The organism is Nonomuraea sp. NPDC003707 (assembly GCF_053587055.1).
This window is the reverse complement of sequence record NZ_JBSFNK010000046.1, coordinates 1-17,588: the sequence shown is the minus strand read 5'-3', so window position 1 is coordinate 17,588 and position 17,588 is coordinate 1. Positions and strand designations below refer to the sequence as shown.

10 protein-coding genes are annotated in these 17,588 nt (G+C 70.0%); 2 read left to right on the top strand and 8 right to left on the bottom strand.

Going from position 1 to position 17,588, the window contains the following annotated elements:
• Window positions 1-5 precede the first annotated feature (5 nt).
• The 8 genes from ACWDRB_RS58555 to ACWDRB_RS58520 form a co-directional block, all read right to left on the bottom strand.
• Entirely contained in the window at window positions 6-1,751 is a 1,746-nt protein-coding gene (locus tag ACWDRB_RS58555; RefSeq protein WP_449910132.1) for a CBM35 domain-containing protein, read from the bottom strand.
• 27 nt (window positions 1,752-1,778) lie between these two features.
• Complete coding sequence (locus tag ACWDRB_RS58550; RefSeq protein WP_449910130.1) at window positions 1,779-3,479, bottom strand: CBM35 domain-containing protein; 1,701 nt, start codon at window positions 3,477-3,479, stop codon at window positions 1,779-1,781.
• Entirely contained in the window at window positions 3,476-5,608 is a 2,133-nt protein-coding gene (locus tag ACWDRB_RS58545; protein WP_449910128.1) for a discoidin domain-containing protein, read from the bottom strand. The genes ACWDRB_RS58550 and ACWDRB_RS58545 overlap by 4 nt, the downstream gene beginning before the upstream one ends.
• 10 nt (window positions 5,609-5,618) lie before the next feature.
• Window positions 5,619-7,568: a glycoside hydrolase family 28 protein gene (locus ACWDRB_RS58540; RefSeq protein ID WP_449910126.1), complete on the bottom strand. Its 1,950-nt coding sequence runs from the start codon at window positions 7,566-7,568 to the stop codon at window positions 5,619-5,621.
• A complete protein-coding gene (locus ACWDRB_RS58535) occupies window positions 7,565-9,364 on the bottom strand; it encodes a glycosyl hydrolase family 28 protein (RefSeq protein WP_449910124.1) in 1,800 nt (599 codons plus the stop codon). The genes ACWDRB_RS58540 and ACWDRB_RS58535 overlap by 4 nt, the downstream gene beginning before the upstream one ends.
• Window positions 9,361-10,542, bottom strand: coding sequence for a carbohydrate-binding protein (locus tag ACWDRB_RS58530; RefSeq protein ID WP_449910122.1), 1,182 nt, complete (start codon window positions 10,540-10,542; stop codon window positions 9,361-9,363). Before ACWDRB_RS58530 ends, ACWDRB_RS58535 begins: the two co-directional genes overlap by 4 nt.
• Window positions 10,539-12,332, bottom strand: a complete 1,794-nt coding sequence (locus tag ACWDRB_RS58525; RefSeq protein WP_449910120.1) for a glycosyl hydrolase family 28 protein — start codon at window positions 12,330-12,332, stop codon at window positions 10,539-10,541. The genes ACWDRB_RS58530 and ACWDRB_RS58525 overlap by 4 nt, the downstream gene beginning before the upstream one ends.
• A 66-nt stretch (window positions 12,333-12,398) precedes the next feature.
• The gene (locus tag ACWDRB_RS58520) at window positions 12,399-14,813 is read right to left on the bottom strand and encodes a PQQ-dependent sugar dehydrogenase (RefSeq protein WP_449910118.1); all 2,415 of its coding nucleotides are present in this window, start codon (window positions 14,811-14,813) and stop codon (window positions 12,399-12,401) included.
• A gap of 280 nt (window positions 14,814-15,093) precedes the next feature.
• Between ACWDRB_RS58520 and ACWDRB_RS58515 the strand changes: the two genes are divergently transcribed.
• Both ACWDRB_RS58515 and ACWDRB_RS58510 read left to right on the top strand, forming a co-directional pair.
• Window positions 15,094-16,644 (top strand): glycoside hydrolase family 88 protein, encoded by a 1,551-nt coding sequence (locus tag ACWDRB_RS58515; protein WP_449910116.1) that lies wholly within the window; start codon window positions 15,094-15,096, stop codon window positions 16,642-16,644.
• A 51-nt stretch (window positions 16,645-16,695) separates the two neighbouring features.
• Window positions 16,696-17,460: a C39 family peptidase gene (locus ACWDRB_RS58510; RefSeq protein ID WP_449910114.1), complete on the top strand. Its 765-nt coding sequence runs from the start codon at window positions 16,696-16,698 to the stop codon at window positions 17,458-17,460.
• Window positions 17,461-17,588: the final 128 nt, after the last annotated feature.

Here is a 17,588-nt window from a genome sequence, read left to right as displayed (position 1 = left end):
GCGCGTCAGTTCTGGTCGAGGAAACGCTGTGCCAGCGTGCGGCCCAGGGTGGTGGCCTGGGTGTGGTTCTCGATGGTCTGGACCTTGGTGCCGGAGCCGGTGAAGACGATGTACGTGACGCCGGTGTCCGTGCCGCCGTTGCTCGGGTCGGGGTTGATGCCGAGGTCGGCCGCCGTCCGGTAGGACGCCTCGCCGATGATCCCGCTCGGCCCCGTGTCACCCATCACGGCGTACTCCACCTGCCCGTTGTAGACGATCGCCACCACGGTGCCGCAGCCGATGCCCTTCGTCCGGTAGTCCCAGATGGAGCTGGTGCTCGGCACCACCATGTACGCGAGCTGCGCCGCGTTGAGCGGCGAGTCCCCGCTGGTGTGGCAGAACGTGTCGGCCTGGAAGCAGCAGTCGGTGTCCTCGTTGCACTGCGTCGTGCGCACCCCGTCGCAGTCGATGTCCATGTCGCCCTTCCAGAACACCGCCCCGGTCTTCTCGCACACCGCGACCGTCGCCGAGCTCACGTCGGAGTCCGTCTTGTACTTGCCGTTGGAGATCTGGCTGCACGCGGTCACCTTCGCGAGGAGCTGGTCGGCCGTCGGCCCGGTGCCGCCGCTGCCGGTCGTGCCGGTGGCCGCGGCGCTGTGCCCGGACTCATTGCCCGCCGCGTCGATCGCGGTGACCGTGTACGTGTGCGTGGACCCGGCGGTGAGCCCGCCGATCGTGGCGCCGGCCGTCGGCGTGGTCGTGACCACGGTCGTCCCCTCGTAGACGCGGTAGCCGGTGACGGCCACGTTGTCGGCGGAGTCCGTCCAGGCCAGCGTGATGCTGGCGGCCGAGGTGCCGGTGACGCGGACGTCCGCGGGCACGGTCGGCGCCTGCCCGTCGGGCCCGCCGGAGCCGCTGACCGAGAGCCGGTCCACGTTGGGGCCGCCGTTGGCGGTGGTGCCGGTCGCGCGGACGGTGTTGACCCCGGCGTTCAGCGCCACCGTCAGCGCGGCGTCCGCCCAGGTGTCCCAGCTGCCGGTGCCGGGGAAGTCGCGGGTCTGGACGGCGGCGCCGTTCACCGCGACGGTCATCGGCCGGTTGACGGTCGTGCCGTTGGCGTACCTCAGCGTGAGCGTGTGCGTGCCGGCCTCGGCCACGTTGACGGACCACTCGATGTAGCCGCCCACGGCGTTGACGTAGTCGACGAAACCGGAGCCGGTGTAGCCGGTGTGGTTGGTCGCCACCGAGGCTTCCGAGAGCGTGGCGGCCTCGGCCTGGTACTCGGTCGCGGGCGCGTCGGCCATGGTGACCTCGAGGTAGTCGAGGTTGGGGTTGCCGCCCGAGGCCGTCGAGGTGACGCGGATCTTGTTGTCGCCCGCGGCGAGCGTGGCGGTCAGGGTGGAGGTGGCCCACGTGGTCCAGGCCCCGGTGGGGCCGAACGTGCGCCCGGCCGAGACGACCGTGCCGTTGACCGAGACGTCGGTGGTGCGGGTCGTGGTGGTGCCGTTGGCGTAGCGGATGGCGAGCGTGGCGGTGCCGGCCGCGGGCGCGTTCACCGTCCACTCGGTGTACGGGCCCGCGGCGTTGTCGCTGTTGACGAAGCCGGTGCCGGAGAACCCGGCGTGGTTGGACTCGACGACGCCCTGGACGTTGGTGGCGTTCTCGGCCTCGTACCGCACGGTCGCGGCCCGGGCGGGCAACGCGACCAGACCGGTGACGGACAGGCAGGCGACGGCCAGGATGACGAGGCGGCGTAAGCGTGGGGGGTGCACAGGCGTTCCTTCCGATCAGCGGACGTCTCAGGAGACGTCGAGGTAGTCGACGTTGGGGCCGCCGTTGGCGGTGGTGCCCGTCAGGCGGACGGTGTTGACCCCGGCGTTCAGCGACACCGTCAGCGCGGCGTCCGCCCAGGTGTCCCAGTCGCCCGTGCCGGGGAAGTCGCGGGTCTGGACGGCGGCGCCGTTCACCGCGACGGTCATCGGCCGGTTCACCGAGGTGCCGTTGGCGTAGCGGATGGTGACGGTGCGCGAGCCGGCCTCGGCGGCGTTCACGGTGAACTCCACGTACGAGCCGGTCACGTTGTCGGCGTTGACGAACCCGGCGCCGGAGAAGCCGGAGTGGTTCGACTCGGCGGCACCCTGGGAGATCGTCGCGTTCTCGGCCTCGTAACGGGTCGCGGCGGCGGCCGGCCGGGCACGGATGAGGCGGGTCTCCCCGGGGCGCAGGGTGGCGCTGTAGGAGGTGGCGACGGTGCCCTCGGAGGCGCTCGACCACAGGTTCGTGACGGCGGCCGGGCCGGTGAAGCCGGCCTGCGCCCAGGTGACGCTCACCGTGGAGTTGCCCGACGTGCCGGTGTTGTAGAGCGCGACGATGTAGTCGCCGTTGGCCTCCCGCTTGCGCCACACCTGGTTGACGCCGCTGTTGACGACGCGCTGGGCGGCCACGCCGTCCTGGTTGACCGCGATGAGCCGGTCGTTCTTCAGCATCGCCAGGTCGACGGAGGTGAGCGCGGTCAGGTCGGTGCCGAGCAGCAGCGGGCTGGCGGCCATCGCCCAGTGCGTCATGTGCGAGCGGCGCTGGTCGGCGGTGAGCCCGACCTGGTCGCCGTTGCCGATCTGCAGCGAGTCGTAGTCGTTCCAGCCGCCCGGACCGGCGTACTGCTGCCAGGAGGCGGCCGAGTTGAACCGGCTGACGACGTGGGACCAGTCGGTGAGCGGGTAGCCGCTGCCGTTCGGGCCGGACCCGCAGTAGCACTCGACGTCGCCCTGGGTGCGCCAGCTGTTGGCCAGCCGCTTCCAGGTGGTGGCCTGGGCGATCGGCAGGTTGTTGGAGAGCGCGAAGTTGATCGGCCGTCCGGTCTGGCGCAGTGCCTTGTCCCACGCCTCCACGTCCGCGACCGTGGACGCGTCCGCGCCGTCGATCTTGAGGTAGTCCACGCCCCACGAGGCCATCTGGTCGGCCCACGAGTTGATGAACGCCTGCGCGCCCGGGTGGGAGTACTTGAGCCGGTACATGTTCTTGCAGTTGTAGTTCTTGTGGGTCTGCGAGGTGTCCGCGATGTCCTGCGCGTGGTACGACGTGCCCTCGATCGGCTTGTTGGCCGTGACGGCGTTCTTCGCGATGCCCGGGGTGACGTAGAAGCCGAACTTCAGCCCCTTGGCGTGCACGTAGTCGACCAGCGCCTTGATCCCGGACGGGAACTTGGCGGTGTCGACCGCCCAGCGGCCGTAGTCGTCGACGACGAAGCCGTTGGAGTCGCACTTCTGGTAGAAGTCGTCGAGGTTGACGTAGACGTAGCCCTTGTCGGCCAGCCCGCTGCTGACCAGGGCGTCCGCCTGGGCCTTCATCTTGGTCTCGTCGGGCCAGCGGCGGACGAAGCTCCAGCTGCTCCAGCCCATCGCGGGCCTGATCGACAGCCCGTTGTCCGAGGCGGCGGCCGGTGCCGCCGGCAAGGTAAGGCACGTGGCGGCCAGCGCCAGTGCCGCGAGTAACGCCCTCATGAGGCGCCTCCCGTCGTGACGTCGATGCAGTCGAGGTTCGGGTTGCCGCCGTCGGTCGTCGCGGTGACCCGCAGCGTGTTGGCCCCGGCGTTGAGCGGGACGGTGAACGTGTCGGTCGCCCAGGTGGTCCAGGCGCCGGTGCCGGGGTAGTCGCGGTTCTGGGCGGCGCCGCCGTTCACGGTGACGGCCGCCGGGCGGCTGGTCGTCGTCCCGTTGGCGTAGCGCAGCGCGATCGTGGCGGTTCCGGCCGCGGGCGCGTTGATCGTCCACTCGGTGGAGGAGCCGGTGACGTTGTCGCCGTTGACGAAGCCGGTGCCGGAGTAGCCCGCGTGGTTGGACTCGACGACGCCCTGCGAGATCGTCGCGTTCTCGGCCTCGTAGCGGGTGCCGGTGGAGCCGCCGCCGCCCGCGTACTGGCCGCCGACCCACGCCTCGTCCACCCGCCAGCGGGCGACGCCGTGGTGCCCGGTCTTGGAGAGCCGGACGTAGCGGGCGGTGACCCCGCTCAGGTCGATGAACTGGACACCGCGGGCGTTCGGCACGGTCCCGCTCTTGACCGCGCTCCCCCAGGTCGAGCCGTCGTTGCTGACGTGCACCTGGTAGCCGGAGATCCGCGCCGACCCGGACGACGGGTAGACGGTGGAGTCCTCCCGCTGGTTGAACGCCAGATACTGGACGGGCTTGGCGGACCCCAGGTCGAAGGTGAGCCGCGCGGGCTCGGCGGCGTCGCTGTCCCAGTAGGTCAGGTAGTTCCCGTCACCCGCCGCCGCCGCGCCGTGGCCGCTGGTGGACGAGCTCGCCGAGAGCGTGACGCCGGTGTAGATGCCCTGACGGCCGCTGGTGACGACCTTGAAGACGGTGTCGTACTGGTCCCAACTGGCGATCCCGCTGAGCGTCAGCGTGCCGCCCGACTGCGTGAACGCGACCGGCGCGCCCGTGCGCAGGTTCGTCACCGAGCCGACCCGGTAGCCGTTGTCGCGCAGCGACAGCGTGCTGCCGGACGGCGGCGTGATCACGTGGATGTAGTGCCGGTTGGGGTCGTCCTTGGCGACGGTGGTCACGCCGTGCGCGCCGTTGTTCCAGAAGCCCGGCTTGAGCCCGCCGAACATGTAGCCGCCGCCTTCCGTGCCGCCGAGCGACTCCCAGATCTCCTCCAGGTACGTGTTCGCGAAGTTGTTGAAGCTGACCTGCTGGGCGGGCAACTTGCCGTTGACCATGGCGGTCTCGGCCATCAGCGCCTTGATCGACGACCCCGCGTTCGTGATGAGCCGGCCGAGCGTGAGCTTGCGGTCCACGGCCTGGTCGGAGCCGCCGTACCACCAGGGGCCGCCGGTGGGCAGCTTGAAGTCGGCCTCGATCAGCCGCGGCAGCGCCGTGTAGACCGCCTGCGGGTAGTCGTACGACGGCGTCATGCCGGTCTTCTGCTCGTTGCTGATCATGTCCATGATCGGCGTGTCTTCGTTGTTGTTCGAGATCGTCATGTCGGGGCGCTGCTGGTAGATCTTGGCGTAGAGGTCGTTGCGCTCCCAGTAGGCGTTGTCGTTGTCGATCCAGAACCCGGCGAGCTTGGGATAGCGCTGCATCTGCTCGAAGAACTGCAGGTAGCTGAACTCGCCGAACCCGTCCCGGGTCGTCAGGTCCACGTCGTGGCCGACGTAGCCGGAGAAGGCCGAGGAGTTGAGCCACGACCCAGACGACAGGCCCTCGTTGTGCCACTGCGGGTCGTCGGTCATGTAGTGGATGACCTTCAGGCCCTGCGCGTCGGCGGCGTCGATCAGCTCGCCGAGGAAGTCTCGCGTGGTGCGGCAGGAGCCCGGGATCGCCGACGGGTACGGCCGGGCGTAGCCGAGCCGGCTGTGGAAGGTGGCCAGCACGATGTACTGGGCGTGCAGCTTCTTGGCCTCGTTCACCCAGTAGGAGGCGCTCCAGCCGCCGTTGGTGACGTCGGCCTCCCACGCGCTGCAACTGGTGTGCTGCGGCGAGGTCCGCTCGCCCCAGTGCAGGAAGAGGCCGGCGATCGAGTTGCGCAGGAACGCCTGGCGCGGGTGTTGCAGGTCGGCCCGCGCCGGGAGGGCGGTGAGCAGGCCGAGCAGGAGCGCCAGGACGGCGAGCGTCGCCGTGCGTCTCATGGTGCGCCTCCTAGGATCCGGGATCGAACGCGGGGTCACTGCTGATGGCCACCCGGTCCAGGCGGGCGCCGTCCTCGCGGTAGGCGAAGGTGATCGTGCGCGCTCCGGCCGCCAGGTCGTACGTGACGGGCAGCTTGGCCCAGTGCCAGGAGGTGCCGATCGGGATGTTGTTCCAGTTCGTCCACGAGCCGGTGCCCGAGCGCACCCAGAACGAGTCGTCGCCGTCGTTGGCGGCGATCACGCGGGCCCAGACGGCGAACGTGCCGTCGTGCTCGACCGTGAACGGGATCGTGGTCCAGCCGGTGGAGGGCGCGCTGGACTTGCTGTTGTTGCCGGCGGCGACGCTCACGTACGAGCCGCCGGATGCGGCCTGGTCGGCGGCCGTCTGCATGGGGGCGGTGACCGTGCCCGCCTCCGCCTCGGCGTACAGGCTGTCGGGTGTGCCGGGGACGGGCGTGGAGTTGGTGGCGCGCACGCGCAGCGCGCCGCCGGAGGTGTCGGCGCTGTCGCGCACGGCGTAGCCGCTGACGCCGCTGAACCCGACGTCGTAGGCACTGCCGCTGCCGCGCTGGGCGACGACGCCGTTCACCTGCACGTCGGAGGCGTCGTCGGCGATCGCGTAGGGCCGGTTGTCGTTGTCGTCGAACCGGGTCTCGCCGTTGAGCGTGATGCCGGTGGCGTGCCTGATCCAGTAGCCGTACGAGGGGCGCGCGCCGTAGTCGCGCGGCGGGTAGGTGGTGAGGAACTCGCCGGGCACCCGGGTGGCCTCCGAGGCGGGGTGGCCGCCGGGGACGGTGAGGTCGACGTTCTGGAACGTGATGCCGGGGCCGAGGTCCACGGACGGCGTGCCGGTCAGCGTGCTGGTGTAGTCAGAGGCGCCCACGGTGCCGGTGACGACGGGCGCGGTCAGGTTGGTCCCGGTCACGTTGGAGATGGTGATGTTCCGGATCCGTCCGGCGGGGGGCGAGCCGGGGCAGCGCTTCCGCTCACCGATCTTGAAGAAGAACGGCGACGTGGTCTTGGTGAGCGTCACGTTGTCGTAGTGGACGTCTTCGATGATCGCGCCGTCCATGGACACGATGCCGATCCCGGCCTTGCCCGCGCCCAGCACGGTGATGTTCTCGAACCGGAAGTCGCGGAAGCTCCCGCAGGTCTCCGACCCGAACTGGAGCGCGTTGTTCTCGTGCGAGTAGACGGTGGTGTCGCGCACGCGGACGTTCTGGCTGGTGTAGGTGTGGCCGAGCGCGTAGTCACTCTTGAACACCAGGGCGTCGTCACTGGCCTCGATGCGGCTGTTGGTGACGGTGACGTTCCAGCTGTTGATCAGGTTGATGCCGTCGCGCACGCCGCTGCTGGAGTTGATCGTCTTGAGGTTGTCGATCGTGAGGTCGTGGCAGCCGTTGATCAGGGCGGCGAAGTGGCCGCCGCGCCGGAACGTGACGCCTTCGAGGCTGACGTTCGAGCACTCGGTGAGGGTCAGCGCCTTGTCGGCCTGGCCGGAGGACGGGTTGCCGGTGATGAGGTTGCCGTCGCCGTCGATCGTGCCGGTGCCGGTGATGTGGAAGTCGGTGATGCCGCTGCCCCACATGAGCGAGTTGTGGAAGTGGCTGTGGCCGTAGTCCTGGTAGTCGTCGTTGGGGTTGGACTCGGCGGCGTCCATGCCGCTGCTCGCGGCCAGGAGGGTGGCGCCGGAGTCGAGCCTGAGCGTGACGTTGGACTTCAGGTGGATGGTGCGGGCCCGGTAGCGGCCGGAGGGAAAGACGACGGTTCCGCCGGGGGCCGCACTGGCCGCGTTGATGGCGCGGTCGATGGCGTCGTCGTCGTTGGTCGAGCCGTTGCCGGTGGCGCCGTAGTCGCGCACGTTGAACTCGGCGAGTGCGTGCGCCGGGCTCACCGGGAGGGGTGCGGCTCCGAGCAGGGCGAGTGCGCCTACCAGCAGGGCTCGGGCGAGCGGTTTCATGGCTGGAGCTCCACGTAGTCGAGATTGGGCAGGCCGCCGGCGGTGGTGGCGGTGAGCCGGACGGCGTTGACGCCCGGGACGAGGGGCACGGTGACGGAGGCGGACACCCAGGTGGTCCAGGCGCCGGTGCCGGGGGCGTTCACGGCGGATCCGGCGGCGGTGCCGTTGACGGTGACCGCGAACGGCCGGTTGGTGCTCGTGCCGTTGGCGTACCTGATCGTGAGGGACCTGCTGCCGGCCGCCGCCGCGCTCACCGCGAACTCGACGTAGGCGCCGGCCACGTTGTCGGTGTTGACGAAGCCGGTGCCGGAGTAGCCGGCGTGGTTCGACTCGGCGGCGCCCTGGAAGATCACGGCGTCCTCGGCCTCGTACCGCGTCCCGGCCGGCGGCTGGGTGTTGGAGATGTCCTTGCCGTTGACGCTCACCCGGGACAACACGAGGTTGTCGACGTTCGACGCGGTCGGCGTGGCCGTCGTGATCCCGGTGAACGTGCTGTTGGAGATCGTGACGTTCTTGATGTGGTCGGTCGGGCGGCCGTCCAGGTCGTACGCCTGCGCCGCGCCATCGATCATGAGGCCGTCGGCGGTGAAGTTCTGCACGACCGGCGGCAGGGAGCCCGAGGTCTCGTAGTTGAGCGTGACGTACAGGGCGCTGCGCTCCAGGTCGTGGCCGGTGATGCGGCGCAGGTGCACGCCGTCCACGAAGCCGCCGCGGTTGAAGCTGGTCTTGACGTAGAGGGCGTACTTGACCGGGTAGCGGCCGGGGAAGTCGGGCGCGTTGCACTCGCAGTCCTCGGCGAAGACGTCGCGGACCCCGCCGGACATCTCGCTGCCGATGGTCACGCCGCCCCAACGGCCGCTGAACTTGCAGTTCTGGATCACGATGTTCTGCGAGGGGCGGTTCACCCGGCGGCCGTCGCGGTCGCGGCCCGACTTGATGGGAACGCAGTCGTCGTTGGTGTCGAACTTGCAGCCGGTGATCAGCACGTCGGTGCAGGAGTCGGGGTCGCAGCCGTCACCCTGGGAGTTGGTGGAGTAGAAGGTGACGTTCCGGACGGTGACGTTGGTGCAGTAGACCGGGTGCAGGGTCCACATGGCCGGGTTGCGCAGGTTGACGCCTTCGACGAGCACCGCCGTGCAGCTGTAGAGGCCGATCATGTTGGGCCGCAGCTTGTGGCCGCTGCCGAACTGGCGCTGCGCCACCGGGTGGTCATCCGCGCCCCAGGACCGGAGCTGGTCGCGGTCCGCGCCGCCGCTCCCCCACGACGACCAGTCACCGGCGGGCGCGTTGCCGTCGATCGTGCCCGTGCCCGTGATGGCGACGTTGGTCTGGCCGTTGGCGTAGATGAAGGGTGAGTAGTTGTAGCACTCGATGCCCTCCCAGCGGGTGAGCACCGTCGGCAGGTAGGAGCCGGGGTCCGTGCGGAACCTGATGGTGCCGTTCACCTGGAGGTTGACGTTCGACAGCAGGTGGATCTTGCCGGTGCGGAACGTTCCTGACGGCACCACCACGCGGCCGCCGCCCGCCGCGTTGCACGCGGCGATGGCGTCGCGGAACGCGGCCGTGCAGTCGGTGGAGTTGTCCGGCTTGGCGCCGTAATCGGTGATCGTGAACGTGCGGTCGGGGAAGGTCGGCGGGACGATCCTGGCGAGGATCTCGGGCACCCGGTCCCACGGCGACGCCGCCGCGGGGGTGGCGGTGATGGCCGACTCGGCGTACGCGGGCCCGCCCGTGGTGCCGGTGCCGACGAGGAGGACGCCGCCCGCTTTGATCAGGTCGCGCCGGGAGATCGTCACTGGACCACCTCCAGGTAGTCGAGGTTCGGGCAACCGCCCGCCGTGGCGGCGGTGAGGCGGACGGTGTTGGCCCCGGCGGCGAGGTCGGCCACCACGCTCCGGGACGCCCACGTGGTCCAGGCGCCGGTGCCGGGGAAGGACAGGCCGGAGGTCACGACCCGGCCGTTGACGGCCAGGTCCGCGGGGCGGTCGGCGCCCGTGCCGTTGGCGTACCGGACGGTCAGCGTGGCGGGACCGGCCGCGGCGGCGGTGTGCCGCCACTCCACGTAGGCGCCCGCCGCGTTGTCGGTGTTGACGAACCCGGCGCCGGAGAACCCCGCGTGGTTCGACTCGACGACGCCCTGCGAGATCGTGGCGTTCTCCGCCTCCAGCCGGGTGGCGGCGGCCTGCACCTGCTTGTACGCGCGCAGGTCGCGCAGCAGCAGGTAGCAGTTCTGCAGCGAGCCGGAGGTGTCGCCGAGCGAGCGGTAGATGCCCCACTTGGGGCGGACCCGGTCGCCGAGGAAGGTGTCGCCGGTCTTGGTGGCGTCCACGAGCGTGGCGCCGCCGCTGCGCAGGACCCACCGCACCGAGCCCGAGCCGCCGTCGCCGATCTTGATCTCGTACTCGGCGTCGATCCACTTGTCGTGCAGCGGCTCGAGCTCGGTGCGCCCCACCAGGGTGTCGGACTCGAAGATCTTGTGTTCGATGGTCTGCACGCCGTTCACGCGGCGCAGCGACGTGACGGTGATCGGGCTGGTGCCGGTGCCCGGCATCTTCGTCTGGCTGATGTGGGTGAAGGTCGTCGTCGCCTTCAGCGAGCTCGGGATGTACATCGAGTACGTGACCCGCCAGGTCTCCCCCGTCAGCCAGCGCAGGTAGCCGTCCGGGTTCCGGTTGCCGGTGACCTCCTGGCGCTGCCGGTCCGTCGACGTGTCGCGGTCGGCGGTGTGCATGTTGAAGCGGAAGGCGTCGCCCTCGGCGTAGATGTGGGGCTGCCCGGCCGGATGCGAGTCGGCGCGGTCGTCCTCGATCGTCTCGAACGCGCCCAGCCCGACGGCGGCCGGGTCGGGCGCCCACATGAGCTTCCAGGCGGGGGCGACGGTCAAGGTGCCGGCCGAGGCCGGCCTGGCGGGCAGGGCGGGGGCGAGGAACGCGGCCCCCACCAGGGCCCCGAGCTGGCGACGGGTCACGCTCATTGGACCTCCAGGTAGTCGAGGTTGGGGCCGCCGTTCGCGGTGGTGGCGGTCGCCCTGACGGTGTTGGCGCCGGCGGCCAGTTGGGCGGAGACCGTCGTGGACTGCCAGGTGGTCCAGGCGCCCGTGCCGTTGAAGGGTTTGGCCGCCGCCACGACCGTGCCGTTGACCGCGATGTCCATCGCCCGGTTGGCCGTGGTGCCGTTGGCGTAGCGGAGGGTGAGCGTCGCCGTCCCCGCCGCGGCGGCGTTCACGGCGAACTCCACGTACGAGCCGGCCACGTTGTCGTAGTTGACGAACCCGGTGCCGGAGAAGCCGGCGTGGTTCGACTCGACCACACCCTGCGCGATCGTCGCGTTCTCGGCCTCGTACCGGTTGCCCGGCGACGAGCCCCCGTACAGGACGCCGTTGATGCGGACGTCGCGCAGCACGACGTTGTCGGCGTTGGAGAGCTGGGGGGCGGGGGTGTCGATCTGGGTGAAGGTGCTGTTGGCGATCGTGACGTTCCGGATGTGGCTGGCGGCGGAGCCCGACAGCTTGATCGCGAACGGCGAGCCGGCGATGTTCAGGCCGTCCACGGTGATGTTCTGGATGACCGGGTTGACGATCGGGCCGTTGCCGGGGCCGGTCAGGCTGTAGTTCATGTCGATGTAGAAGCCGCCCCGGTCGCACGGGCCGCCCGTCAGGTTGCGGACGTGCACGCCGTCGACCGTCCCGCCACGCCGGTTGTTGGTCTTCAGGTAGAGGGCGTAGAACGAGTGGTAGCTGGAGCCGGCGAGGATGCGGTTGTTCTCGGCGAAGACGTTGCGGACGCCGCCGGACATCTCGCTGCCGACCGTGATCGCGCCCCAGCGGCCGTAGTAGGTGTTGTCGCGGATGACGATGTCGGTGGACGGCACGCCCACGCGGCGGCCGTCGGTGTCGCGGCCCGACTTGATGACGGTGCCGTCGTCGCCGGTGTCGAACGTGCAGCCCTCGATGAGCACGTCGGAGGAGGATTCGGGGTCGACGCCGTCCACCATCGCGCCCCGGCTATAGATCTTGACCCGCCTGATGGTGATATTTCGGGACAAGACGGGGTGGATGGTCCACATCGCGGGGTTCCTGATGTCCAGGTCCTCGACGAGGATGTTCCGGCAGCCGTAGAACTGGATCATGTTCGGCTTGAGGAAGTGACCGTCGCCGAACTGCCGCTGCTCCACCGGCACGCCGTCCACGGCCTGCTGCTGCAACCGGTCCCAGTCCGGGCCGCGCTGGTCGTCGAAGCCGAACCAGGGCCCGGCCGCCGCGTTCCCGTCGATCGTGCCGGTGCCGGTCAGGGCGATGTCGGTCTGGTTCCTGGCGTAGATGAAGGGCGAGTAGTTGAAGCACTCGATCCCCTGCCAGCGGGTGAACACCGTCGGCAGGTACGAGCCCGCGTCCGATCTGAACCGGATCGTGCCGCCCGCCTCGACGTGCAGCCGCACGCCGGACAGCAGGTGGATCTTGCCGGTGCGGAACTTGCCGGTGCCGGGCACGAGCACCGTGCCGCCGCCCGCCGCGTTGCAGGCCGCGATGGCGGAGCGGAAGGCGGCCGTGCAGTCGGTGGAGTTGTCCGGCTTGGCACCGTAATCGGTGATCGGGAACGTGCGGTCGGGGAAGGTCGGCGGGACGATCCTGGCCAGGATCGCGGGCACCTGGTCCCACGGGGAGTCGAGCGGCTGGGCCGTGGCGGGCGCCGGCGGCAGCACGGCGCCCGCCTGCACGGGGACGAGCAGCGCTCCTTTGAGCACGGCCCTTCTGGAGGGATGCATCGGAGGCTCCGGGGGGTGGATCCGGCGACCGCGCGATGGCGCGGCCGCCGGCGATGAGGGGGGTGACTACTGGATGTTGGAGCGGCGGATGGTGTCGGCCGAGCCGTCGCCGTTGTTGTCGGAGTTGGTGGAGCCGAACCAGATGGCGTTGGCGCCGGGCACCTTCTCGACCGCGCGGAGCCTGCCGTACGTGCCGTTGAAGTACGAGTTGACCGTCGAGACGTTCTCGCCGTTCAGCACGATGCGCCACAGCCGCTGGCCGCGCAGCGCCGCCATGAACACCGTGTTGTTGACGATGGCGATGCCGCTCGGCGAGGCCTCGGAGACGCTCCAGGTGTACTTCGGGTTCGTCATGCCGGACGTGCTGCAGGTGCCCTCGCAGGTGGGCCAGCCGTAGTTCTTGCCCGGCTGGATGAGATTGAGCTCGTCACGCGAGGAGTTGCCCAGCTCCGACTCCCACAGCCGGCCGGCCGAGTCCCAGGCCAGGCCCTGCGGGTTGCGGTGGCCGTAGCTGTAGACGCGGGTGCCGAACGGGTTGCCGGGCGCGGCGGCGCCGGTCTTGGTGATGCGCAGGATCTTGCCGTTGAGCGAGTCGAGGTCGGGCGCGTTGCTCGACGACTGCGCGTCCCCGGTGGTGACGTACAGGTAGCCGTCGGGGCCGAACCTGATGCGCCCGCCGTTGTGGTACCGGTTCTTGTCGATGCCCTGGAGGATGGTGGCGTAGCCGCTGAGCGCGGTGCCGTTGAAGTTCATCTTCACGACCCGGTTGCCCTCGGAGGCGGTGTGCATGAAGAACACCTCCTGGTCGCTCGTGCCGTTCCAGGTGGGCGAGAAGTCCAGGCCCATCAGGCCGCCCTCGCCGTCGGTGGTCTGCACGTTGGGCACGGTGCCGACCTGCGTCTTGGTGCCCGACGGGGTGATCTTGAAGACCTTGAACGTGTCGCGCTCGGTCACCAGCGCGTACGTGCCGTCGGGCGCCCAGGAGATGTCCCACGGCACGTCCCAGCCGCCGGCGACGCTGGTCGGCGTCTGCGGCACGGTGCCGCAGGTGCCGGTGGTGAACGACGCGGACGGCGCGCTCGGCGTGGAGAGCTGATTGGCGCTGTCACGCGCGACCACGTGCACCTGGTACGTGTGCGCGCATTCGAGCGGCACACTGGCCGTCGTGGCGGGCGGGGTGCCGGTCACCGTGGCGAGCACGGCGTTGGTGGCGTTGTCGCGCACGAGGTAGGCCCGCACGCCGTTGTCGTCGGTGGAGGCGCCCCAGGTCACGGTGGCGGAGGCGGACTGAACGCCGCTGACCGTGGGCTGCCCCGGCTGCGAGGGCGGGTTGTCGGCGGGCGCGGGCAGCGTCTGGCAGTTCGCCTCGGGGCTGCTCAGCGACACGTTGCCGGAGGCGTCGCGGGCGAAGACCGACAGCTGGTAGGAGAAGTTCGGGTTGAGCCCGGTCAGCCGGTACGGCGGCGCGGTCGCGGTCGCGATCTGCTGGCCCTGGTGGTAGATGTCGTAGGCCACCACGCCGATGTTGTCGGTGGACGGCGGCCAGTCCAGGGTCAGGGCGTTGTGCGTGATGTCGGAGCACGTCGGCTGGCCCGGCGAGGTCGGCTTCTCGGTGTCGCCGGGGCCGGTGACCCGCAGCCGGTCGAGGTTCGGGCCGCCGTTGTCCGTGGTGGCCGTGGCCCTGACCGTGTTGCCGCCCGCGTTGAGCGGCGCGTCCACGCTGATCTCCTGCCAGGTCGTCCAGGCGCCGGTGCCGGGGAAGGACCGGGCGGTGGCGACCGCGGTGCCGTTGACGGCGATGGTCATCGGCCGGTCGGTGGTGGTGCCGTTGGCGAAGCGGAAGGTCAGGCTCTGGGTGCCGGCGGCGGCCGCGCTGACGGCGAACTCGACGTACGAGCCGGTGACGTTGTCGTAGTTGACGAACCCGGAGCCGGTGAATCCGGCGTGGTTCGACTCGACGACGCCCTGCGAGATCGTCCCGGACTCGGCCTGGTAGTCGGTGAAGTTCGAGGACTGGACCTCGGCGTCGAGGTAGTCCCAGTTCGGGTTGCCCCCCGCGCCGGTGGCGGTGGCCCTGATCGTGTTCGTGCCCGCGGTGACCTGGGCGGTCAGCGTGATCGTGGCCCAGGTGGTCCAGGCGCCGGTGGCGGGGAAGGACCGGGCGGCGGCGACGGTCGTGCCGTTGACCGCGATGTCGCTGGGGCGGTCGGCGCCGGTGCCGTTGGCGTAGCGGAAGGCCAGCGTGGCCGTGCCCGCGGCGGGCGCGTTGATCGTCCATTGTGTGTAAGAGCCGGCGACGTTGTCCCCGTTGACGAAACCGGTGCCGGAGTAGCCGGCGTGGTTGGACTCGACGACGCCTTGGGAGATCGTCGCGTTCTCGGCTTCGTACCGGGTGGGCGCCGCGTCCGCCGGAAGGGCCGTGGCCATTCCCAGGGCGAGTAAGCAGGCGATGACGCAGGCCCGGGACTTGCTGAAGTTCATCGGGCGCTCCTGGCTGAGAGTGATGCCTGGTGTAAGAGAGGGGAGCTTTCCAAACGTTTGCCATAAACCGTCAGCCTCGTCAATAGTTGGAACGGTCCATTGCTTAGGAAAGTTTCCTAACTTTGTCGCATCGATACATCGGATGACATTGACCGGTAGACAGGGCACCACGCCGGGATGTATCCCTGAGGTGCGCAAGGAGATCGGAGCCATGGGCCTCCGATCGTGCAGGACCGCACCGGCGGCACGGCATCACAGCTCGTCAGACCCGGAGTGATACATGGGACGTCTTCGCGCAATCACCGCCACGGCACTCGGCGGTCTGTTATTTCTGCAACCGGTTGCCGTCAGCTCGGCCGCGGCGGCCACCCTCTACGAGGCCGAGAACGGGACGATCTCGCAGGGGGTCGTGGAGTCGAACCACGCCGGGTTCACCGGCTCGGGGTTCGTCAACCTCGACAACGTCACCGGCTCCTCCGTCGAGTGGACGATCCAGGCGGCGGACCCCGGCCCGGTCACGCTCGCCCTCCGCTACGCCAACGGGACGGCCGCCGACCGCCCGATGACCGTCACCGCCGGTGGCACCGGCACCACCCTGTCCTTCCCCGGCACCGGCGCCTGGACCACCTGGCGGACCGTCACCGTACGGGTCACGCTGACAGCCGGCGCGAACGCGGTCAAGGCCACGGCCACCACCGCCAACGGCGGCCCGAACCTCGACTCGCTGAGCGTGGACCCCTCCTCGCCGGGCACCGACTGGTCCCGGGCGATGGTCGACTCGACGATGGCCCGCTTCTCCCCCGGCACGCTCGGCGGCTGGAGCTACCCGCAGGGCCTCTACCTCTGGGGCCAGTACCTCGTCTACCAGCGCACGGGCGAGCCCCGCTACCTGCAGTACATCAAGGACTGGGCCGACCGGTTCGTGGACTCCTCCGGCGGCATCTCCCAGACCTTCGGCAACCTCGACAGCATGCAGGCCGGCAACGTCCTGCTCGCCCTCTACCGGGAGACCGGACAGGCCCGCTACCGCACGGCCGCGGCCAAGATCAGGACCCGGCTGAACACGTACCCGCGCACCTCCGACGGCGGCTGGTGGCACTCCACCTCCACCTCCCGCGAGGGCCAGCTCTGGGGTGACGGCGTCTACATGGCCGATCCGTTCCTCGCCCGGTACGGCGCCTGGGTGGCGGCCGACACCTTCACCAGCGCCGAGCCGGCCAAGCAGCTCGAGATCTACTGGAGTCACCTGCGCCGCACGTCGGGCCAGGCCGCCGGGCTGCTGTACCACGCCTACGACGAGCCGGGCGGCCCCACCGCGTCCTGGGTCAAACCCTCCCTGGGCAACACGAACGGGATCTCCTGGTGCCGGGCGATGGGCTGGTTCGGGATGGCCGTGACCGACATCCTCGAGCTGATCCCGGCCGACCATCCGCGCCGGGCGGCGCTCATCGACATCCTGCGCGAGCTCGTGCCCGCGTACGCCCGCTGGCAGGACCCGGCCACGGGCCGCTGGTGGCAGGTGGTCACCGAGCCGTCGAACCCGTCGAACTGGACGGAGACGTCGTGCTCGGCGATGTACACGTACACGATCTCGCGGGCGGTCGAGCGCGGGTACGTGGACGCCTCCTACCGCGCGAACGCCGAACGCGGCTACCAGGGAGTGCTCTCCCAGGTGTCGCTCGGCTCCGACGGGCGGACCAACCTCGTGGGCGTCAGCGAGGGCACCAACGCCAGCGACTCGCTCTCCTACTACTTCGGGCGCGGCCGGCCGGTCAACGACTTCCACGGGCTTGGGGCGTTCCTCATCATGAACGAACAACTGAGCCGCTGAAGTGTGTATTTTGGTCACTTCCGTATCGCCTGCAACACGGAGAGAGACCGCGTGCGTTCCGCAAGACTCGTCCTCGGCGCCGCCCTCGCCGCCTGTGTCCTGCCCGTCGCCACCCCACCCGCGGCGGCCGCGCCGCTCGTCGCCGGGTCCGCGACCGCGCCAATCGTCGCCGGGTCCGCGACCGCGCCAATCGTCGCCGGGTCCGCGACCGTGCCAATCGTCGCCGGGTCCGCGACCGTGCTGCCCCCGGTCAGGGTGCAGCTCGCGGTGCCCGCCGCGGTCTCGGTGGGGATCAAGGGGCAGGCGCAGCGGACCAGCTACTACTGCGCCCCGGCGTCCAGCGCGATCGTGCTGCGCGCGTTCGGCGTCAAGCGCGGTCAGGACCAGCTGGCCGAGGAGATGAAGACGAGCGCCGAGGCCCGCTCGACCAAGCGGGAGAACACGCTGGCCGTGCTCAACGCGTACGTCAGGCCGGAGGGCTACCAGTTCCGGCTCACGTACGCGAAGGACGACCCCGCCGCGCTGATGGCGCAGGTCTCCCAGGCGGTCGGCGTGCTCGGGAAGCCCACGATCGTCGCGGTCCTCGGCAACCGGCTGCCCTGGAGCAGGAAGAAGCGCGACTTCGGCCACGCCATCGTCGCCTACGGCTACGACACCGCGAAGGGCACGATCACCGTCTGGGACCCGAACGCGCGCCGGGGCGCCACCGGCACCCACGTGATCCCCGCCAAGGACCTGGCCGCCGTCGTCTACGACATCCCCGCCAGGAGGATCGGCGGGGTGTTCGAGCTGTCCAAGCCGCTCCTCCCGCGGTGACGGCCCGCGGTGACGGCCCGCGGTGACGGCCGCGCCCTAGACGAGTAAGTCCGAAGTTCTTGGGCGGTAGCCACCAATGGGGAAGGGCCTCGTTGATCGTTTTGTGACGAACGACATCGAGACCCTTC